This is a genomic window from Pseudomonadota bacterium (assembly GCA_026388255.1).
Taxonomy (GTDB): Bacteria; Desulfobacterota; Syntrophorhabdia; order Syntrophorhabdales; family Syntrophorhabdaceae; genus JAPLKB01.
The window spans coordinates 1-21,791 of sequence record JAPLKC010000023.1; the positions used below are offsets into that span (position 1 = coordinate 1).

General features: G+C 42.8%; 19 protein-coding genes, 1 tRNA gene and 1 other RNA gene. 12 read left to right on the forward strand and 9 right to left on the reverse strand.

The genetic code is table 11. The features are described 5' to 3' along the window. The first annotated feature begins 14 nt into the window (after nt 1-14). From NT178_02045 to NT178_02085, 9 genes are all read left to right on the forward strand, one after another. Complete coding sequence (locus NT178_02045) at nt 15-1,655, forward strand: NAD(P)/FAD-dependent oxidoreductase (protein ID MCX5811315.1); 1,641 nt, start codon at nt 15-17, stop codon at nt 1,653-1,655. A 24-nt stretch (nt 1,656-1,679) separates the two neighbouring features. Further along, a complete protein-coding gene (locus tag NT178_02050) occupies nt 1,680-2,090 on the forward strand; it encodes a hypothetical protein (GenBank protein MCX5811316.1) in 411 nt (136 codons plus the stop codon). A 33-nt stretch (nt 2,091-2,123) separates the two neighbouring features. After that, nucleotides 2,124-3,806 (forward strand): NAD(P)/FAD-dependent oxidoreductase, encoded by a 1,683-nt coding sequence (locus NT178_02055; protein MCX5811317.1) that lies wholly within the window; start codon nt 2,124-2,126, stop codon nt 3,804-3,806. 41 nt (nt 3,807-3,847) lie between these two features. Beyond that, nucleotides 3,848-4,711: an ARMT1-like domain-containing protein gene (locus NT178_02060; GenBank protein MCX5811318.1), complete on the forward strand. Its 864-nt coding sequence runs from the start codon at nt 3,848-3,850 to the stop codon at nt 4,709-4,711. A 56-nt stretch (nt 4,712-4,767) separates the two neighbouring features. Beyond that, nucleotides 4,768-5,523 carry an SDR family oxidoreductase gene (locus NT178_02065; GenBank protein ID MCX5811319.1) on the forward strand — a complete coding sequence of 252 codons (756 nt, stop codon included), beginning with the start codon at nt 4,768-4,770 and terminating at the stop codon, nt 5,521-5,523. A gap of 41 nt (nt 5,524-5,564) precedes the next feature. Further along, complete coding sequence (locus tag NT178_02070) at nt 5,565-7,247, forward strand: PEP-utilizing enzyme (GenBank protein MCX5811320.1); 1,683 nt, start codon at nt 5,565-5,567, stop codon at nt 7,245-7,247. Nucleotides 7,248-7,443: 196 nt separating this feature from the next. After that, the gene (locus tag NT178_02075) at nt 7,444-8,487 is read left to right on the forward strand and encodes a PEP/pyruvate-binding domain-containing protein (protein ID MCX5811321.1); all 1,044 of its coding nucleotides are present in this window, start codon (nt 7,444-7,446) and stop codon (nt 8,485-8,487) included. A 108-nt stretch (nt 8,488-8,595) separates the two neighbouring features. Next, nucleotides 8,596-9,255 (forward strand): hypothetical protein, encoded by a 660-nt coding sequence (locus tag NT178_02080; protein ID MCX5811322.1) that lies wholly within the window; start codon nt 8,596-8,598, stop codon nt 9,253-9,255. A 204-nt stretch (nt 9,256-9,459) separates the two neighbouring features. Continuing rightward, complete coding sequence (locus NT178_02085) at nt 9,460-9,717, forward strand: hypothetical protein (GenBank protein MCX5811323.1); 258 nt, start codon at nt 9,460-9,462, stop codon at nt 9,715-9,717. Nucleotides 9,718-9,805: 88 nt separating this feature from the next. Here NT178_02085 and NT178_02090 read toward each other — a convergent pair whose 3' ends face one another. Further along, nucleotides 9,806-10,708, reverse strand: a complete 903-nt coding sequence (locus tag NT178_02090) for a LysR family transcriptional regulator (protein ID MCX5811324.1) — start codon at nt 10,706-10,708, stop codon at nt 9,806-9,808. A 248-nt stretch (nt 10,709-10,956) separates the two neighbouring features. On the opposite strand from NT178_02090, the gene NT178_02095 reads away from it, so the two are divergent. Genes NT178_02095 through amrB form a run of 3 tightly spaced genes read left to right on the forward strand, consistent with a single transcriptional unit; the run spans nt 10,957 to nt 15,845 of the window. Then, nucleotides 10,957-13,221 carry a methyltransferase gene (locus tag NT178_02095; protein ID MCX5811325.1) on the forward strand — a complete coding sequence of 755 codons (2,265 nt, stop codon included), beginning with the start codon at nt 10,957-10,959 and terminating at the stop codon, nt 13,219-13,221. 18 nt (nt 13,222-13,239) lie between these two features. Further along, a complete protein-coding gene (gene amrS / locus NT178_02100; GenBank protein MCX5811326.1) occupies nt 13,240-14,352 on the forward strand; it encodes an AmmeMemoRadiSam system radical SAM enzyme in 1,113 nt (370 codons plus the stop codon). Then, nucleotides 14,340-15,845: an AmmeMemoRadiSam system protein B gene (amrB, locus tag NT178_02105; protein ID MCX5811327.1), complete on the forward strand. Its 1,506-nt coding sequence runs from the start codon at nt 14,340-14,342 to the stop codon at nt 15,843-15,845. The genes amrS and amrB overlap by 13 nt, the downstream gene beginning before the upstream one ends. Before the next feature lie 152 nt (nt 15,846-15,997). On the opposite strand, the gene NT178_02110 is transcribed toward amrB, so the two are convergent. From NT178_02110 to prfB, 8 genes are all read right to left on the reverse strand, one after another. Next, nucleotides 15,998-16,074 (reverse strand) — tRNA-Asn (locus tag NT178_02110). Nucleotides 16,075-16,111: 37 nt separating this feature from the next. After that, nucleotides 16,112-17,353 (reverse strand): tyrosine--tRNA ligase, encoded by a 1,242-nt coding sequence (gene tyrS, locus NT178_02115; GenBank protein ID MCX5811328.1) that lies wholly within the window; start codon nt 17,351-17,353, stop codon nt 16,112-16,114. Nucleotides 17,354-17,449: 96 nt separating this feature from the next. Then, on the reverse strand, nt 17,450-18,214 hold the full coding sequence (locus NT178_02120) for a TIGR00282 family metallophosphoesterase (GenBank protein ID MCX5811329.1): 765 nt from the start codon (nt 18,212-18,214) through the stop codon (nt 17,450-17,452). 1 nt (nt 18,215) lies between these two features. Then, the gene (gene rny, locus NT178_02125) at nt 18,216-19,766 is read right to left on the reverse strand and encodes a ribonuclease Y (protein ID MCX5811330.1); all 1,551 of its coding nucleotides are present in this window, start codon (nt 19,764-19,766) and stop codon (nt 18,216-18,218) included. 158 nt (nt 19,767-19,924) lie between these two features. After that, a non-coding RNA gene (gene ssrS / locus NT178_02130) (6S RNA) lies at nt 19,925-20,103 on the reverse strand. Further along, nucleotides 20,104-20,364, reverse strand: a complete 261-nt coding sequence (locus NT178_02135; protein ID MCX5811331.1) for a cell division protein ZapA — start codon at nt 20,362-20,364, stop codon at nt 20,104-20,106. It abuts the RNA gene before it with no gap. A gap of 8 nt (nt 20,365-20,372) precedes the next feature. After that, nucleotides 20,373-20,606 carry a hypothetical protein gene (locus NT178_02140; GenBank protein MCX5811332.1) on the reverse strand — a complete coding sequence of 78 codons (234 nt, stop codon included), beginning with the start codon at nt 20,604-20,606 and terminating at the stop codon, nt 20,373-20,375. A gap of 6 nt (nt 20,607-20,612) precedes the next feature. Next, nucleotides 20,613-21,732 (reverse strand): peptide chain release factor 2 gene (gene prfB, locus NT178_02145; protein ID MCX5811333.1). Its coding sequence is split into 2 segments (ribosomal slippage): nt 20,613-21,662 and nt 21,664-21,732, totalling 1,119 coding nucleotides; the frame shifts between segments, so codons are not numbered across the junction. Nucleotides 21,733-21,791 lie beyond the last annotated feature (59 nt).

The following is a 21,791-nucleotide window of genomic DNA, read 5'->3' on the forward strand; positions in this document are numbered from 1 at the left end:
AAGGAGGCAGAATTATGAGAGAATTGGAATACGATGGCATTATCATCGGAGCAGGCCCCAACGGCCTGACAACAGCAGGTTATTTAACAAAGGCAGGTTTGAAGATTGCAATCCTGGAAAGGAGATATGAGATCGGCGGAGGGTTAGCCACAGAGAACCTTCTCCTTCCCGGTATGCTTGTTGACAGTCATGCCATCTACCACATGATGGTAGATTATGCACCTCCAATGAGGGATTTTGAACTGGAGACAAAGTATGACCTGAAATGGATCTACCCGGAGCTTCAGATTGTTATGCCCTTTATGGACGGAACATATCTTGCCCTGTACAGCGATCCCAAAAAGTCAGCAGAGTCTATTGCGCAGTTTTCAAAAAAGGATGCAGAGACCTTCCTTAACTTTGCCAATATATCCGAAGAAGCTATGGATATATTCCTTGCCCCGGCAAGTTATGTGAATCCTCTTCCCAGCATTGAGCAGGCAGCAAAGCTCGAACTTCATCCTGCCACCAAATGGGATGATGAACTCACGGGATTCACACCGAAACAGATTGTAGATTCCTGGTTTGAGAATGATAAGGTACGTGCATTATTTCTCTATTGCGCCACCATGTGGGGACTTGATTATGACCTTGAAGGCCTCGGATACCTTGTGCCTCTCATGATAAACCGTGCATGGCATTTCAAGCTGTCTCACATGGGTTCCCACCACATAGCACATCTTATGGGGAAATATATATCAGAGAACGGCGGCAGGGTAATAAGCGGATGCGAAATAAAGAGAATTGTCATTGAGAACAATGAGGCCAAGGGAGTTGAACTTAAAGACGGCACAATTCTCAAGGCAAAGAAGTTTGTCTGCAGCACCCTTAATCCGCACCAGACCTTCTATGACATGGTGGGAAAAGAACATCTCGACAAGGAACTGATCACAAGGCTTGACGAGTGGCATTATTCCGACATGAGCTTTTTTACTACACACCTGGCCCTGACAGAGAAACCGAAATTCAAGATATTTGAAAAGCATCCGGAACTTGAGAACGCACTTATCTATGTAATCGGATATGAGAGCGAACAGGATCTTGTCGATCACTTTGAAGCTTCAAAAAGAGGAGAACTGCATGACGGCGGTTTCAACTGCTGCTTCCCCTCCATTCATGATCCAATCCGTATGCATCGACATGAAGGCAGTTTTGTCAAACACATCGGTCTTATCTCCATGGAATGCGCACCATACAACCTTAAGGATGGCGGTGGCCTCGGATGGAACAAACACAGAAGACCCTATGCAGAACGCTGCAAGGCCATACTGGAAAAATATGCACCAAATATGAATAAAGATACCATAGTATGGGATTATATCAGTACGCCTTTAGACACTGAGAATAAATTCCCTGATATGAAGCAGGGATGTTTTAAACAGGGCGCATATCTCCCGCTCCAGATGGGATTTATGAGACCCAATGAATACTGCGGCCAGCATGATACGCCAATAAAGAATCTCTATGTCGGTGGAGCCTCCACACACTCCGGCGGTATGATTACCTACGGTCCCGGCTTTAATGCAGCAGAAAAGATTGCAGAGAATCTGGGGATTAAGAAATGGTGGCCTGAACCACGGGGCGTTAAAGAAGCAAGAGATTTAGGACTATTTTAGTAACTGGAATAAAAGGAGGATACCATGTTTATGCGATCAACCGGTTTAGGAAGGACATTACTCACTGGTAAAGTGTCGAACATTTTTGCTACCACAGTTGTACCTTCTACGTTGGAAGAACCTCAAGAGGGTGTCACGGAACCTGTGCGTATGATGATGATGATGGAGATTGTGAACCCTGTGCACTGGACAGTACGTGCCTTTTTGGATCCATCTGATTTAAGAAAGATAGTGAAGGTAATAGTGACAAATCCGTTACTCATCCTCAAGGGTATAAAGTTCTTTTTTTCAAAAGACCCTGATTACGGGGAATTGGCAAAGGTAGAAGCATCTGCCCCTAAAGCAGATGCGGGAAAGGCGCCGAAAGGACCAGCCTCAGTACCGGGACCTGGCGCCATACCAAAGGGACCGGGCGCCATACCATCAAGAGCATGAATTTAATGAAGATATAAGAATAAGGAGGGCATTATGGCAGATAAAAAGTACGATGCGGTTATAGTAGGCGGTGGGCATCATGCTACAATCATAGCCTGCTATTTGCAGAGAGCCGGTTTAAAGACGGCCATGTTTGAAAGATGGCATGAAATGGGTGGCGGTGCATGTGGTGAGGAACTGCCTGTACCGGGATTTATCCAGAATGTATGCGCACATTTTACGCGTTTTTATACAAACCCGGCATACAGTGATTTTGACCTGAGAGATCATGGACTGGTCTACCTGTTCCCTGAGAACAACGAGGCATGGATCTATCCTGACGGCAGCTACATATTGGGTAAGACGATCTTCCCGGTTGTTGATCCTCTTACCGGAAGGGCAGAGTTCTCTCAGGAGGCTGCTGATTATACCATTAAAGAAATAGCAAAAATCAATAAAGATGATGCAAATACTGTTGAGGATATTATAAGGAGATTTAAAAACAAGTGGAGAAAAGCATTTGGACTGTACCGATACACAGGTCCGGCTGAGTGGGGTAATGGACCCGATCCTCTTGAAGCGCTTTTTGATGACCCGATAGATGGACTTGATCGTGATATCGCCTTAGGGACAGTTGGCGAAATTGCCACGAAGATGTTCAAGAGTCCTGAGATGCAAACATTTTATATGAGGGCAATTCAGACTTCAAACGGTCTTTTTCCGCAGGACAGACCCGGGCCATACTGGCACATCCATGCTCTTGGTCTCATTCTTTCCGTCGATGCCGCAGCAATCGTAACCGGTGGCACTCATAGCATTACCCATGCACTTCTTCGTGCCTTTGAAAAATACGGCGGCGAATTCTTTGTTCTTAATGAGGTCAAGAAGGTACTGAGCGATAACAAAAAGGCAACTGGAATCGAACTGGTAAACGGCGATAGGATTTTTGCCGATATGGTAATCAGTGACTTAAGCATTGAGCTCACAATGGACGTAGCAGGCAAGGAAAACTGGCCGGCCGATCTCTGGGCAAGAGGCCAGAAACTTAAAGAGAAACCCCCGACACTTGATGATAAAGCATATGAGAGAACCCAACTTCTATGGGGTAATATTGCACTTATGGATGCACCGGTTTATCCGCAGAATCCCGAACTGGGCATGGTTCCGAGATTATACTTCGGTGAAGCAAACCCAGAGTACTTCCTGAGCGGACAGTACCAGAGGGATCGGTGGGAAAAAGGTATTTCCGACAAGTTATATCTCCTCGTTGCCCCTGATGTTCAATGGGACAAGACCCGCGCACCGGCTGGACGGTTTGCAGCCCTTGTCGAAGAGTTTACCTGCCCATGGAGGAACTTTTCAGAAAGAGAATGGCTGAAGATGAAAAAGGAGATTGAATTCAGGATGATTGAAGAGTGGGGAAAATATGCACCTAATGTCAATATGGAAAACTTCATATCTGCCTGGATTGCAACTCCGGATGATGTGGTTAACAGGAACCCCTGTATGCCTCAGGGTGGCTGGGGCGCATTGGATGCCCATTACGAATGCTCCGGCAGGTTGAGACCATTCCCTGAAATATCGGGATACCGTTTGCCATTAAAGAATTACTATCTCTGTTCCTCGGCGGCACACTCTGCGCACGGTATAGGGCGTGGCAGCAGCTATGCCTGCTACAAGACGATTGCAGAAGATTTTGGACTTAAATACAAGCCGTGGGAAGAACGCGGGTGGTAGAAGATTGAAAAAACCTAAGATTCAGTGAAAGTGTATCATATATGAAACCTCATCCGGAATGCGGCGCATGTCTTGTTCATTGGGTGTTTGAAAGGACGGCGCCGTATACCCCTGAAGGTGGAACAGCCGTCCTCGTCAGGAACATAGTTGGAGTACTGCTAAGCGATGTTTCACCACAGGCGAACGTTGGTTCTCTGTGCAATGGAACAGTACATGCTGTTTTTGATTCAACACCCGGGCTTCCCCAACATTATGAGGATCTTAAGCATAAAAGCAATGAAAATGCAAAAATGATCCTGGTTGAGGCCATGGAATACATAAATAAAGAAGAAACACTGGAAGGCAGACTGTCAAGAGCCTGCTTTCTTGCCGCTGCTGCCAATATTGCCCCTCTGAATGCACCTTCAAGTCCTTACACTTTTCAGGAAATACGCGATTTGATGCATCTCGGAGATGCTAAGATGGCTGTAATGGGTGACCTTTTCGGGGCCCTTAAGAATGCCCGCCATGTGTTTTATGTAACAGATAATGCAGGTGAAATAGGTTTTGACTCCCTTGTTATTCGTCAGATTAAGGATATGGGATTGAGAATTACTCTTGTAGTAAAAAAGCAGACCTTTTTTGAAGATGCAACCATGATTGACGTCAACACCTTCGGTCTTGAGGGGCTGGTTGATGAAATAATAACGGTTCCAGGTTTTCTTGCACCCGATAAAATGGATAAAGAAACTGCAGCATCCTTCAAATCCTGTGACCTTGTTATTGCCAAAGGCACCGGAAGTTACGAGGCCATACATGGCGAGATACCTGATAAGAAAGCAGTTTATATGCTGAAGATAAAGTGCAAACCCATAGCAAGAGAATTGGGGATGGATGGGGGAAATGTTATTGTGAAGGTTGAATAAAAAATGTATACATTTTTTTTATTTAAGTCTTTAAATTTAGAGAAAGGAGGTATACAATGATAAGTCTGGAGGGAAAAGTTGCGATTGTCACCGGTGGTGCTAAAGGACTCGGAAGGGCGTTTTGTGAAGGATTTGCCCGGGAAGGAGCAAAGGTTTTAGCGGTGACCCGTAAAGACTTGAAGGGGTTGGAAGAAACAGTAAAGGCAGTGAGAGAAGCAGGATCTGAAGGGGAATATCTCCAAATTGATGTGACATCCAGGGCTGATAATGAGAGAATGGTAAAATTTGCAATGGAGAGGTTCGGCAGGATTGATATCCTGGTAAACAACGCGGCATTCTACTATGGTGTTGAGCGCAAGGGATTTGATGAAATCAGCGATGAAGAGTGGGACATGATGATGTCAGTAAATGTCAAAGGTTCCTGGCTTCCAACTGTTGCAGTCTTTCCTTTTATGAAACAGGCTGGAAAAGGAAAGATTGTCAACCTGACATCAGAGGTCTTTTTTACGGGTTCCCATGGTTTTGTTCACTACGTAGCAACTAAGGGCGCTGTTGTTGGACTGACCAGGGCTTTGGCCATTGAACTCGGGCCGTATAACATCTGTGTCAATGCGGTTGCACCCGGGTTCACGGATACAGAAGCAAGCCGCACAATTGCAGATGTCACAAAGTACGATACATCCAAAACACCTCTTAAAAGACTCGGTGTGGCGGAAGATATCGTCGGAGCTACGATTTTTCTTTCTTCAGATGCAGCAGATTTCATAACTGGACAGACCATCCTTGTGGATGGAGGAAAAGCAATGCATTAAAAAGAGCAATGCACCAAAAAAATCGAAAAAGGGGAGGATTTATGAAGATGTACGATTGTGTTCCAGGTCTTGAGTTTGATGAGAGTTTGGATTTTGCGGTTTCGCCGGCTTGGTTTCTGGATGCTACGCACTCTGTGCCGCCATGGACACCTATGTTCGGTTGGTTCTGGATCAATTTCTGCCGGCACGGCATGCAGTATGGCGCAGAAAAGCTTTCTTTACCCACGGTAAAGGGATGGGACTGGCGGTTTAAGGATGGAGGCGGCTATCTGGCCTTGCTCATTGTTCAGGATCCTGAGGAAAGAAAGGCTCGTGAGGAGCGTTTCAAAGTTGCTATTATGCCTTTCATCCAGGATTTCAGCGGCTTGTGGAAGGGTTTTGTGGACGAGATTGTAGGGAAGTACGATGCGCTGAAGATCGATCTCGATAAAGCCTCCAATATAGATCTTCTGGAGAATTTTGAAGGGACGATCAATGTCTGCAAGCGCATGTGGGAAATACACATGTATATGATGTATGGCGTCTATACCGCATTCGTACTCTTTGAACAGATGACACAGCAGCTCCTCGGTTTTAATGACTCAAGCCCAGAATTCCACAGGCTTATGAGCGGTTTTGACAACAAGAGCTTCCAGGTGGACAAGGGCCTTTTTGAATTTGCCCGGAAAGCTGAGGCTATGGGATTGAAAGATATATTTCTTTCCACTGAAGCATCAAAGATGAGAGATGCCCTCAAACCCACGTATAACGGACAGGAATTTCTCAAGGCCTTTGATGATTTTATGGAAAAGGAAGCGGGATGGCGTTTGGATAGGATGGCAGAGATCAATTGCCCCACATGGCTTGAGGATCCTACCCCGGCTTTTTCCGTGATCAAAATGGCCATTACTAAGGGAATGAACTACAACCTCGATGAAGACAGGAAGAGACTTGAAGCTGAGAGAATCGTTGCCGAGAATGAGATATTGGCAAAGATATCCCCAGAACAGAAGGGTTGGTTCAAAACGATGCTGAAACTTGCGCAGGACTGCGCCTGGTTCAGCGAAGAACACAACCATTATCTTGACCTTTACGCGCACGCCATGGTCAGACGGAGTGTTATAGGTATAGGAAAACGCTTTGCAAAATTAGGCGCGATCGAAACTGCTGATGATATATTCTACCTGATACCCGATGAGGTGAGAAAGGCATGCATAAGCCCTGATATGTTCAACCTCAGACCGATTGTAGACCGCAGAAAGGCTGACTGGCAGGGCTGGTGTGCGAAAGATAACCCGCCGGCATTTATGAAAGAAGGTTTCACTTTTGAGGATGCAATGGGAGGATTGATCGGATCCATGGATCCCATCGCCTTAAAGGTCGTTGTGGGCAGTATGCCTGTGGTAAGACCGGAACTCAAGGCTGATCTCTTCGGTGTTTGCGGTTCGCCAGGCGTGGCTGAAGGGACTGTGAAGGTTGTCTGGAAAGAGGAAGAACTATCGAAGATACAAAAAGGAGATATTATGGTAGCGCCTACTACCTCTCCAAGCTGGACCCCCGTTTTCTCTATTCTGGGAGGGGTTATCGTGGATAGAGGCGCGAGCCTTTCCCACGCTGCAATCGTCGGCAGGGAATATGGCATACCCGTTGTCATGAATACATTCGAAGGCACAAAGGTCTTGAAAGATGGAATGAGGATAAGGCTGGACGCAAATATGGGTGCTATATACATCCTTGACAAGTAACAACAACGAAAAAAGGCAAAGGGCAAACCAAAAGGTGATGATTGCATCCTTTTGGATGAGTTATAAAGCCGAGAAAGGATTTTTATCAGATTCCAGGTACGGGGTTCAGGTTTATTACCTGAGCTCTCGTCCCCTGGATTCGAAAATCCTTAAGTCATACTGACTTGTCGGGATGTCCTTTGATTAGGAGACTTCTATGGATATGAAAGAAATTTATTGGTTGGATGAACTATCTAAAGAATATAGAGAAGCTGTGGGAAATAAATGTGCAAACCTGGGAGAGCTGATAAAAATCGGCCTTCGTGTGCCCTATGGATTTGCTCTTTCCATAAAAGCTTATGAAACATTTATGGAACAATCAGGTTTAAAGGAAAAGGTAATACAGATAGTTGAAAAGGAAACAAATGCAGGCCTTGATGTTGATAAAGAAATAGACAGGATGATAGCGATGAGCGCGACAATAAGAGAGGCCATCGAGGAGTGTGAAATGCCGCCGGGTATGGCCGCGCTCATCGCTGAATTCTACATGGAGCTTCAAAAAAAGGTAGGTATCACCGATGTAGCCTGCGCTGTAAGATCAAGCGGGGCCGTAAGTATGCCGGGCCAGATGGAAACCTATCTGAATATAAAGGGTGAATCTGAGATCATCAGGAATGTAAAAAAGGTCTGGGCAAGCGCCTTTACAACACGGGCAATCGTCTTCAGGATAAAGAGCAATATGCCTATTTCATGGGCGCCTATCGGCATTGCCGTAATCATGATGATCGATGCAAAAAGCGCCGGTGTTACATTGACTGTTCTCCCCAGTGCAGGCGATCTTGATCGTGCCATAGTTGAAGGTAATTTTGGTCTTGGAGAAAGTGTTGTCAGCGGGGATATAACGCCCGACTCTTTTATAATAAACAAAATTGATATGTTAATAGAATCAAGATCTGTTGCTGAAAAGACTAAGATGGTTGTCTATGGCGAAATTGGTACAACAATTGCTGAAGTGCCGGTTGAGTTAAAAAAATCGCCTTGTCTCGATGATAACGAAATACTCGAGATAGTAAGAATTGGCAAGGAAGTTGAAAATTACTTCGGTTTTCCCCAGGATATGGAATGGGCCGTGGATAAAAGATTCCCTTTTCCGGAAAATATTTTCTGGGTGCAGGCCAGAGGAGCGAAATACACAAAAAAAGATGTTGGAAAGGATGAAGCGTATGTAGTAGACATGATGCTTCAACTCTTTAGAAAGTAGAAAATTTGAAATGTATATAAGGATGACTTTTTCCAAGGTTAAACCGGGCAAAGAGGTCAATACAAGCTCTGATCCTATAATTTTACAAATCTTTTTTTAGGAGGTATCATGGCCATACTTTTTGTACAGCACTGGAGCGTTGCGAAGAACAAAGAAAGAGAGTATGAAAACTTTATTTTGGGAACACATATACCTGTTTTAGAGAAATTGGGATTAAGGGTTGTCGGAGGCTTTTATGTGGTAGTAGGTGCAGGACCTCACATAGCTGCCATATCCACAACTGACAGTGTTGAGGAATTCCAAAAAATTGTGACTTCTGCTGAATATACCAAGCTTCTTGAACAACTTTTTCCTCTTATATTGAACTATTCAAGCAAACTCTATGTATCCTACGGTCCAATCGACGTAGGAAGATACAATATCCAGTTTGGTATGTGGAGATTTAATCAATATTTTGATATTATTCCAGGAATGGCTGAAGAATATAAGAATTTTGTCAAGAATGAATTCATCCCGGAAATGGAAGGGTTAGGAATAAAGATAACAAATATCTGGAAGGTAGTTATTGGTTCGGGACCATTCATCCTTGTTGAAGGCAGCAGCCCCGGCTTACAGGATATTGCCAAGTCTGTGGATACGGACAAATACAGAGCCCTTATGAGACAATTGAAGTCAAAATACATAATGAACTTTCAGAGCAGGATAATGGCTCCGACAAGAAGAGTGGAAATTCCGTATTTTATAAAAGGCCTGACCGAAGGGATATAGAGAGCAGAGAAACTGGAATATAAGCAAATGTTGCTATATCTTAAATTTGAACACCCACACACACCGGGCGGTCAAAATATATTTTTTTGGCCGCCCCCTCCCGATTTTATGTGAACGGATGAGGCCGTCAAGTATATCCTGGATGCCCCGATACACAACATAACCGCCCCCCCCAGTATTGAGTCGAGCTTACAGAAGGTGGATATGGGGAGATTAGACTGCTGGGTAATGGCCACGCCTGAAACAGATATGGCACTGAAGAAGCTCGGTCTTAAGAACATCAAGAGCTGGGAATACAAGAAATTTGACGTGAAAGCGCTAATGCCCCTCGGTGAAAAGGGCAAAGAGGTGGACAAAATATTGGTCGATCTCATAAAGAAGTTGAGGGCGAACGGAAAGCACCTATACTGGATCAGAAATACGACAACTGGCAGCCATAAAATCTTACATCACATGAAATAATGGGGGATCAGGTACTGATTTTTATTCACATCAGGTCTGATTTCCCAATGTATTATATATAATAAGTGCAGTCGATAGTTAAAGGGCGTCAGACAGAAAAGGTCGAGTGAATAATTTCAATAACCTTCTTAGCGCTCGGGCTTAGCAAGTGCTCTGAGAGAAAAATAAGCTGTACATCTATGTATATGTTAATATCGGCCATACTCAAAATCTTGAGCTGGCCTTCCTCTAATTCATTCTTGACCACTGCCGGGAACATAAGCGCCATACCCTTGCCTGTTAAAAGATATTTCTTTATCATTTCCAGATTTTCTGCTTCAAAAACAATATTCGGTGTTACCTTATATTTGTCAAAAACATCCAAAAGGGCCAGTCTCGTAGCAGAACCTTCTCCTGCAACAAGTATGGGCTGATGCAACATGTCATCTATTGAAATATGCTCCTTTTGGGCAAGCGGATTCTTGTTACTAACTACAAACTCAATCTTCTCGTTTGATATCGTAATGGCCGTAATCTTATCATTTATGGGAACTTTAGGAATAATGCCTATATTATCTTTGAATTGCATTATTTTTTCAATGATTTCATGTGAAGTGCCTTCAGTAATACTTACCTGGATGTTCGGGTAGTGATCGCTAAAGATGTTTATGATCAGGGGCAGATATGTCTGAGAAAGAGACCTTGATGCTCCAATACGCAGCACGCCCCTGCCTGCATTGTTATATGATGTCAGAATATTTTCAATTTCCTTTGACTTTTTGTATACTTCCTCGGCTATGGGGAGGATTTCTTTGCCCACATCGGTGAGTTGGAGCTGTTTACCTGCGTTGATGAAGAGTTTTGTACCAAATTGTCTTTCCAGGCATTTGATCTTGGTGGTTACTGCAGGTTGCGTAAGGAATAGTTTTGTTGCTGCGTTGCTGAAACTTCTTTCCTTTGCTACAAAGAAAAAAGCTATAAGATTTTCGAGATTTATCTTGATGTTTTCCATAAAGATTATCATACCAGATTTTTGAAAACAAAGACAGCTATAATCTATAGAACATAGGCAGACATATTCACTTGATCGCGCTCCGCTGAAAACAATGAAAGCAATTGTCTTAGATATTTTGTAATGTATAAGATTTAACTGAGTTTACCGCCTAAATTTTAAAGGTAGTCCGCACAGGCTTTCGGTATATAATGTTCAAACACGACTTGTTGTTGACACCCCGCAGGCTTATTGGATATATATGAATAATGATTAATCGAAAACTTATCTATTTTATTACTTTATTGATTGTCGGCGGCCTTGGCGGGATTGTTGCCCAGACAGTCCTGCTCAGGGAAATGCTTATCCTCTTCTCCGGAAATGAATTCTCCATTGGCATTATCATAGGCTCCTGGGTCATCTGGGAAGCAATAGGGTCTTTCATCGGGGGGAGATGGAACAAAATAAATAGTATGAACGCCCTCATGTCATCAATCATCCTGTTTTCAGTCTTCTTTCCTGCGAGCATATACTTCACGCGTGTCTTCAAAACAATTGCCAGCATTGACCCCGGCGTGGGTATCGGATTGTTGCCTACATTTTATTCCTCAGTCATTATTCTCCTGCCTACAGGTTTTCTCCACGGCCTTTTCTTTACTCTCGCTTGTTCAGCTCACAATGAGATTACAGGAGAAGGAACTACTTCAACAGGGAAGGTATACTTCATCGAAATGCTTGGAACAATTATCGGGGGTGTGCTGGTTAATTATCTGCTTATCATTTATTATAACTCCTTTCAGATAGCTATGGGGGTTGCCCTAATCAGTGCATTGACGTGTTCATTTTTTGCCTGCTCAACAGGCCTTTCAAAAAAACGCATTATAACAAGCATCTCAATATGCCTGTTTGTTCTTTCAACTATCTTTCTGACAGGCAGCGGAACAGAAAAGATCAACAACCTTGCTTTAAAAAGGCAATGGCCTGGTCAAAACATGGTATATTACGGAAACTCCCATTATCAAAACATCGTCGTTGTTCAGAATGACAGTCAGTATACCTTTTTCTCCAATGGCATCCCTGCCGTCACAACGCCCATCCCTGACATTGCCTTTGTTGAAGAGTTCGTGCACCTTCCAATGCTTGCCCACCCTTCCCCGGAAAATATACTCATCATAGGCGCAGGCGCTGGGGGTATCATAAACGAGTTGCTCAAATACCCTTCTGTTAAAAAAATAGATTATGTTGAAAGAGATCCGCTGTTTCTTAAAGTCATTCGGAAGTTTTCTACACCGCTGACGCAAAGGGAGCTGGATAACCCCATTGTCAACCTGTATTATATTGACGGAAAGCGTTTTTTAACAGAAACGTCTAATAAATACGATGTTATACTTCTTGGTTTACCTCCGCCCTATACGCTTCAGGCAAACAGGTTCTTTACACAGGAATTTTTCACAGCAGCGAAGGCAAGATTGAATTATAATGGAATACTTACGCTAACATTGACAGGTTCCCTAACATATTACAGCAAGGAATTAAAGGAACTAAATGTAAGCATTATACATACCGTTGAAAAGGTATTTTCCTACGTGTATGTACTACCTGGCGATTTCAACCTTTTTATGGCATCGGACGCCCAGGAGGTTGCCCTCATCTCCCCTGCCCTTCTTTATGGCAGGTTAAGGGGGTACGGGATAAAAACAGGCCTTATCACCTCTTCGCACCTGAACTACCGCTTTGAAGAAATCCGGCGCAACTGGTTCCTATCCAACATGCAGGGCACAACGGCGTCCATCAATAGAGATTTTTCTCCAAAAGGCCTTTTTTATCATGTTACATACATCAACCTGCTTTTTTCCCCATATTTGAAAATATTTTTCGATTATGTAAATCAGATTAACATTATTGTCTCCATTGTCTTCATAGCATCACTTTTTTTGGTCTTCTTTTTTCTTCAGAGAAGGTACAGCGGGACAGGCATTGTCTATGCCATTTCAACTACAGGTTTTGCAGCAATGATTCTTGAGTTGATCCTTCTCTTCAGTTTTCAGATATTTTATGGTTATATATTCCATGAAATCGGTATTCTTATAACAACCTTTATGGCAGGCATGGCTGCCGGCAGTCTTGTTATCGTTCTTTCCCTGAACCATATCAAAAAGATATTCCTCGCCTTCATCTATACAGAGGCAGCAATTGCCCTTTTTTGCTTCATCCTTCTTCTGATACTCCTTTTTATTGAGCCTGCCGTCACTTATAATCCCCTATCCGTGCGGGTAATCTTTTTCATCCTGTTATTTGTCTCAGGATTTCTGGCCGGCATGGAATTCCCCTTAGCAAACAAGGTTTATCGGGCAGGCAGCGTTGGCAGAACTGCCGGAATTTTATACGGCGCTGATCTTCTTGGCGGCTGGATTGGCGGGATTATAGGCGGGATTGTGCTACTGCCCATACTTGGTTTGTCGGATGGGTGCATCGCACTTATAACATTAAAAATAAGCAGCTTCGTGCTATTGTTAACCTCATACAAAAAGTAGTATAATTTACCGTACGTTATGCTGAGCAGACGGAACTTCATAAAAATAGCCTGTCTTACCCCTCTTATCCTGAACATAAAACCGGAGATTCTTCTTGGCAGCGACGGTAATCCTTTAAAAGAGGCACTGTATTACGAAAAATATGACGAAAAAAAGCAGATCGTATGGTGTCAATTGTGCCCCAGAGGATGCACCATTTCTGAAGCTACTTCAGGCTTCTGCCGGGCAAGAAAAAATATAAAAGGAAAGCTCTACTCACTCGGATATGCCCTACCCTGCGCCATCCACATTGACCCTATTGAAAAAAAACCTTTTTTTAATGTGCTTCCCAGAAGTCTCAGCTTTTCCATTGCCAGTGCGGGATGCAACCTGAGATGTAAATTCTGTCAGAACTGGCAGATATCGCAGGTCTCCCCGCTTGAAACGGAAAACCGTTATCGCCCTCCCGACATAATTGTTTCAATGGCAAAAGCAAACAACTGCAAAAGCATTGCCTATACATATACCGAGCCGACAAACTTTTTTGAATACATGTTTGATACAGCCAGGATAGCAAAAAGCAAGGGCATCCTGAACGTATCGCACTCAAACGGATATATCAATCCGGAGCCGTTAAAAGAGCTGTGCAAATATCTTGATGCGGTAAACATTGATCTAAAGGGATTCAGTCAGGAGTTTTACAACAAAGTATGTGAGGCAGAACTCAACCCGGTCCTTGAAACGATAAAAACATTAAAGAAATCAGGAGTGTGGGTAGAGATTACGAACCTTGTAATTTCAGGTTATAACGATGATCCGAAGATGATTGCAAATATGTGTGAATGGTTAAAAAACAATGCCGGGATTGATACGCCTGTGCATTTTTCCCGGTTCTACCCCATGTATAAGCTAACAGGGGTCTCTCCTACCCCGGTGAGCACACTGGACAGGGCAAGGGAAATAGCGTTGAAAACAGGGCTGCATTACGTTTATATCGGGAATGTACCGGGACATCCGGGGGAAAACACATACTGTCCGAAATGCAGAAAAATAGTGATTAAGAGAGCCGGATACAGCATGTTGGAAAATAATATGAAGGCCGGGAAATGTAAATTTTGTGATGAAAAGATAGGAGGCATATGGAACGTTTAAAAGCAATTTTTAATTTTCAATTTCGAATTTCGAATTTTAAAAACTGGAGCATAACAACATTCATTATATGTTTTTTTATTTTTCCGGCACTGTCTGCGGCTGAAGAAGGGTCACTGAAAGTAAGAAAACCGGTCTATGCCGGTTCTTTTTATCCGGCAGACAGGGACGCACTTGAAAAGAAAATAGATGATTTTCTAAAAGAAGCAGAATCAAAGGTTGAAAAGGTGAATTCTCCTTTGATCGGCATAATGGTCCCCCATGCCGGTTATGAGTATTCCGGGGAGGTTGCCTCATATGCATACAGTCAATTGAGAGGCAGACATTATAAAACAGTCATTATCATAGGCTCAAGCCACAGAATGCCCTTCAGAGGCATTTCCATCTACCCTTCCGGCGCCTGGGAAACACCTTTAGGCAAGGTGGAAATAGATCAGAAGGTTGCACAGAGGCTTATGGAACAGTGCAAGGCCATCAAAGTCTTTTCTCCTGCCTTTGAACAGGAACATTCCCTTGAGGTCCAGTTGCCCTTTTTACAAAAAACATTGAAATCCTTCAGGATCGTTCCATTGCTTATCGGGTCAATGAACACTGATGATTACAGAACGCTTTCCGATGCACTCGTGAAAATATTGAGGCAAAACCCGAAAGAGACCCTTATCGTAGTTTCATCGGATATGTCTCATTATCACACATACAATCAGGCAAATCAGATGGATAAGCCCGCATTAAAGGAAATCGAGGCACTTAATACGGATAAGCTGTTTGATGGCTTAAATAATGGAGAATATGAACTGTGCGGCGCCCAGGGGGTAATTGCTTTACTGATGGCATCAAAAACACTGAATGCCGAGGCAAAGACCCTACGCTATGCCAATTCCGGGGATGTTACAAGGGATAAGGGTCGTGTTGTCGGGTATGGCTCGGTTGCCTTCTACTATCCTGATGACAGCCATGCACTCAATAAAAAAGAACAGAAGACACTCCTTATGATCGCACGGAAAACCGTGGATGAGTATATTACAAAAGGGAATATCCCGGGATTTCAGATAAAAGAGGGCAAGCTCCTTGAGAAGAGGGGCGCTTTTGTCACTCTCACAAAAAAAAGTGAGTTGAGGGGGTGTATAGGGTATATTGTGCCTGTTGAGCAGCTTTACAGGGCAGTTTCTGAAATGGCAATCGCAGCTTCAAGCAGAGACCCCCGTTTTCCACCTGTTTCCAAGGATGAACTGAAAGACATTCACATCGAGATATCCGTGCTAAGCCCGTTAAAATTGATTAGCAGCACAGACGAGGTTGAGGTGGGCAGACACGGGCTATATATAACCAGAGGAAACTACTCGGGCCTTCTACTCCCGCAGGTTGCCACAGAGCAGAAGTGGAACAAGGAAGAATTCCTGAAACAGACATGCCACAAGGCCGGTCTACCCATAAATGCCTGGAAAGAAAAGGGAACGAACATTTATACCTTCACAGCCCAAATTTTTTCAGAATAAAATCAACAGAGGCATTGTCGTCAATGTTTATATACCGATAATCACTTCCGACAACCAAGAGACCGGCGAGAAACAAAGCAACAATCTGCCCTGTGGCATGGAAATGAAAGCCGATAAAAACATACGAATTGGCCAATGCTATGAGTTCTTTTTGGCTCCCCGGGCAGGACTCGAACCTGCAACCTACTGGTTAACAGCCAGACGCTACTGCCGATTGAGCTACCGGGGAGTGCGGTATTAAGTTAACTATAAAATGCACTCTTATGTCAAGTCAAAGACTGCTTATCTTCAAAAACAACTTTTTTGAATTTTCTCTTACCAACCTTAAAAATTTCTCCATCAACCTTATCTGCAATTATCGATTCAGATGTTATTTTTGTCATACTTCCAGCATCTGTTACAGCAACACCGCCCTGTCCGATCATGCGTTTTCCTTCTGATGTTGATGTCACCATACCCATATCAAAGAGCAGCTTCGGTATCCATATAGTATCATTTTCCTTTTTTAATTTTATAATCTCAACTTCATCGGGTATTTCTTTTTCTCTGTGTATCTTCTCGAAATTTATACAGGCAGCTTCGGCTTCAGTGTTTCCATGGAACCTTTTTATCATTTCCTTCGCAAAGTTTACTTTTGTGTCTCTCGGATGAACCTTTCCGTTTTTTAAATCATCATTCAATGTCTTAAACTCATCCATGGTTATGTCACTCAAAAGCACATAATACTTGAGCATCAGCTCATCCGATATGGACATAAGCTTCCCGAACATGATATCGGGCGGCTCATCTATTCCGACATAGTTTCCGTAGCTTTTACTCATTTTGTTTATGCCGTCCGTACCCTCAAGCAACGGTACTGTTACAAGCACCTGTGACTCCTGCCCATAAGCCTTCTGTAAGTCCCTTCCAACAAAAAGGTTAAAAATCTGGTCATGTCCGCCAAGCTCCACATCAGCCCTTAATGCCACGGAATCATATCCCTGCACCAAGGGATATAAAAATTCATGGATACTTATGGGTAGGTTGTTTGTATATCTGTTCTTGAAATCCTCCCGTTCCATAATCCGCGCCATCGTATACTTCGCACATAACCTGATCATGTCCGCAGCTGTCATGGTCTCCATCCACTCACTGTTAAACCTGATCTCTGTTTTGTCAGGATCAAGGATTTTGAAGACCTGTTCTTTATAAGTCTCTGCATTTTGAAGAAGCTCTTCTTTAGTTAATGCAGGTCTTGCCTCAATCCTTCCGGTAGGGTCTCCGATCATGCCGGTAAAATCCCCGATGAGAAAAATTGCCGTATGGCCAAGTTCTTGAAATTGCTTTAATTTTTGCAGAACAACAGTGTGACCAAGATGTAAATCGGGGGCGGTCGGGTCAAGTCCGAGCTTAATCCGTAAGGGCCTTTTTTCAGATTTTGCCTTCTTCAGTTTGTCTCTCAGCTCGTTTTCACTGATGAGATCAACTGCGCCACGCTTAATTATTTCAATTTCCTGTTCTATATCCATACACCCGCCTGATTCCACGGTCCCCTACTCACAGCATAATCCAAAGCATTTTTAATATTTTTAACTGGGAATTACGAACCGTCAAAATTGAAGTTTTCAACTGATCTTTTCCTTTATTCTCTCTATCTTTAAGCATTTATTAGTCATGCCGTCTATCGTCAGAATCACTCCCTGTACTTCAATGTTTTCTTTGCCAACTTCATATTTATGTGGCATCATGGTTATAAATCTTTTCAAAACAGCCGTCTTATCCATACCTATTACCGAATCTGCAGGGCCTGTCATCCCGGCATCTGTGATATATCCGGTGCCGTTCGGCAGAATTCTCTCATCAGCCGTCTGAACATGTGTATGAGTTCCTATGACTGCCGAAACCTTCCCATCAAGATACCAACCAAGGGCAATTTTTTCCGACGTAGCCTCAGCATGAAAATCCACAATTATCGGAATCTCATAGTCAAAATGTTCAGTAAGATCTTTCATTGCCCGAAAAGGACATTCAAGAGAATTCATAAAAACCCTTCCCTCAACATTGGCTACGCATAATTCTATATTGTTTTTTTTAATGATCTTATATCCAAGACCAGGAGTCCCTTCCGGATAATTAAGCGGCCTGATGACACGCTGCTCTTCCATCAGGAAAGAAGCTGCTTCTTTCTTTTTCCATACATGATTACCGGTAGTTATCAGGTCAATTCCACAAGACAGCATTTCCAATGCAACCCTTGGGGTAATCCCGATGCCACCGGCTAAATTTTCACCATTTATTATTTTGAAATCTACATTGACGTCTTTTATGAAGGTTTCAACAGCCCTTCTTCCCGGCTTACCTATGACATCACCGAGAAAAAGGACCTTTATTTCATTTTGCATACTCTACAGCCCTTGTTTCTCTGATAACCACTATCTTAATCTGTCCGGGGTAAGAAAGGTCCGTTTCTATCTTCTTTGCAATGTCCCTTGACAGTAAATAAGTCTGTTCGTCGTTTATTTTCTCGCTGCTTACAATAATCCGTATTTCTCTTCCCGCCTGTATAGCATAGGATTTCTCAACACCAGGAAAACTGTTAGAAATACGTTCAAGTTCGTCAAGTCTTTTGATATATGTTTCGAGCATTTCCCTTCTTGCACCAGGTCTCGCACCGGATAAAGCATCGGCTGCCTGGACTATCACATCAAGGATGCCTGAAGCCTGGATATCTTCGTGGTGTGCAAGGATTGCATGGACAATTATATCACTTTCGCCATGTTTCTTGGCAAGGTCAGCGCCAAGTGAAGCATGTGAACCTTCGACTTCATGGTCCACCGCCTTTCCTATATCATGCAGGAGCCCCGCTCTTTTTGCTTCTTTAATATTAATTCTCAGTTCTGATGCTATAATACCGCATATAAAGGCAACTTCAAGTGAATGTTGATATATATTCTGAGCATAGCTGCTCCTGTATTTCAACCGTCCAAGCAACCTTACAAGCTCAGGGTGTACATTGTGAATTCCCAGATCGAATATAGCCTGTTCGCCAGCCTCTTTTATCTTCTCTTCCATCTCCTCGGCAACCTTCGACACTATCTCTTCAATCCTTGCAGGATGAATCCTCCCGTCGCTTATCAGTCTTTCGATGGCAATCCGTGCAACTTCCCTTCTTATCGGGTTAAAACATGAGAGTATAACGGCTTCGGGCGTATCATCAATGATAATATCAACGCCTGTGGCCGCCTCCAATGCCCTTATGTTCCTTCCTTCCCTGCCTATAATCCTGCCTTTCATCTCCTCATTAGGAAGGGAAACGGTTGAGACAGCGTCTTCCCCGACATAATCGCCTGCATACCTCTGAATCGACTGAGCTATGATTTCTTTTGCCTTCTTGTCCGCTCTTTCTCTCGCATCTTCCTCAATTTTCTTGCATATTTTCAGGGCTTCATATTTTGCATCATCTTCCATTAATTCCATAAGAATTTTCTTCGCTTCCTCTGCAGTTAACCCTGATATTTTCTCGAGCTTTTTCCTTTCATTTGCTAACAGGTTTTCGTATTCCCTGATCTTGTTATCAAGTTGAGAATGCTTGTTTGTTGCTTCCCTGTCTTTTTTTGATAGCTCATCTTCCTTTTTGTCGATTAACTCGATTTTTTTGTCAAGGTTTGATTCTTTTTGGGAAAGTCGCTTCTCTATATTCTGAAGCTCGATTTTTCTTGTTTTTATTTCTTGCTCAAACTCATTCTTTGACTGAATTGCAACATCTTTAGCCTGGATAGATGCCTCTCTAGTAAGCACATCCGCTTCTTTCTTTGCATCATCCAGTATTTTCCTGCCAATCTTCTCGTACTCACCGATCTTTTTTTTCTGAATAAATCTGGCAAGTACAAAACCAGCAAAAAGAGCTGCTATGGCTATAATAATTATCGCTATATTGTTCAAATTGCCCCCTCATAAATATATACAAATAAAACACCATTAGGGGCCAGTATTTTGAGGGAAAAGAGTACCTTATATTACTGATGCAATGAAATTATTCTACCTCCGAGCAACATAAAGTTATTTATATTTAAATCTCTATTTCCTCAGCAACTAACCTAAAAACCCCCGCGAATGCCGTGTAAACAGTATGTCTTGAACCTCTCGGTTAAGTGGGCACTTTTTTGTTGCATTAGGCTTCTTGCAGCAAGGCAAGCATGCACACCACAACAAGAGGAAGTTCCCATAAAAGAGGTGTTGGCTCAAAGTCCACCATCTATCACGTACACCGCAGGGAATTTCATAATTCTTCAACCCTTTTTAAAAGATTCAGGGTCCTCCCCTTAAACTTTTCGGTATGCGCCCTTATCTCAAAAAATTCATCTGTTAACTCCATCATTGCCATTATAACCGCGTTCATCGTGTTTACTATCCCGTAATCATTAACAATACGACTTATTCTTTCATCAACATCTTGTGCTACCCTTCTAATTCTTTCTTCGTCCTCGCCAATAAACGTAAATGGTTGATTTAATATATTTACTTCAACCTTTTTTTCCATTTACTTCTTCAAACCTCAGCTTTGTCTATCTTTTCTAAAATCTTTGCAATTTTATTGGCTATTAGTTCCTTTTCACTCTTTGAACCTTCAGTTTTTTCTTTCAATTCTATGTTTTGTGCTTCTAATGCTTGAATTTTAACAAGTAGCTTATCTTTTTCCTCTTTTACAGCCTTATAATTAATTACTAACTTCTCAATTTTCCCTTCGAGTTCGTCTAATTTATTCTCGCCCAATAGTTCCATATCTTGTTAATTATCCTCCTTTTTCTGCTCAAAAGTCAAGAATAAAAGGCACGCCTTAATAAAGGGCTCAATCCCTCCATCAAGTACTGCATCCGCATTATGCTCTTCAATTTTTGTCCTGTGGTCTTTAACAAGCTTATACGGATGTAGAATGTAAGAACGGATCTGGCTGCCCCAGGCAATGTCCTTTTTCTCCTTATTTAAAGTATCCATCTTCTCTTCCTGCTTTTTCTTCTCAAGTTCGTACAGCCTCGATTTCAATATTGCCATTGCTATCGCCTTATTCTTGTGCTGGGAGCGCTCGTTCTGGCACTGAACAACAATACCTGTGGGGGTATGTGTAATCCGTATGGCAGATTCAGTCCTGTTCACATGCTGTCCTCCGGGACCACTTGATCGGAACGTATCTATTTTCAGGTCTTCCTCATTAATATCAACGGCTATATTGTCCGGTAATTCAGGATATGCATATACAGATGCAAAGGATGTATGCCTCCTGTTGTTTGCGTCAAAAGGCGACACTCTGACCAGTCGGTGAATTCCGTTTTCACACTTCAAATAACCGTATGCATATGAACCCCTTACAAGGAAGGTAACACTCTTTACACCAGCTTCGTCACCTTGAAGCAGATCAACCACCTCTGTTTCAAACTTTTCTTTTTCAGCCCACTTAAGATACATTCTGAGCAGCATTTCAACCCAGTCCTGGGCTTCTGTGCCACCAGCGCCGGCATTTATATAAACAATTGCATTTTCCTTATCGTTTTCACCTCCAAGCATTCTCTCGATCTCATATTTGCTTAATAGCTCATCGAGATATCCAACCCTTGTAACCAATTCATCAATGTCTTTCGGATCATCCGTCTCCCTGACTATCTCGTTTAATATAAGCACCTCTTCGAGTTCTTTTTCCTGTCCTTCCCATCGATTAATTTCTTCCTGGAGCCTCGCTCTTTCCTTTAATATTTTCTGTGCATTTTCCTGGTCTTCCCAAAAAGTTCCTTGTGAAATCTCTTTATCAAGCTTATCAATCTGTTTGTTTATGGCAGAGAGGTCAAAGATAACCCCTTAGGCTGTTCATTCTTTCTGCTAATGCATCTATTCTGTTTTTTGTATCATCTAACATAATATCTATCCTCTCTTGTCATCTGCAAGGGAATAATATAGGTCAAAAATGACTTATAA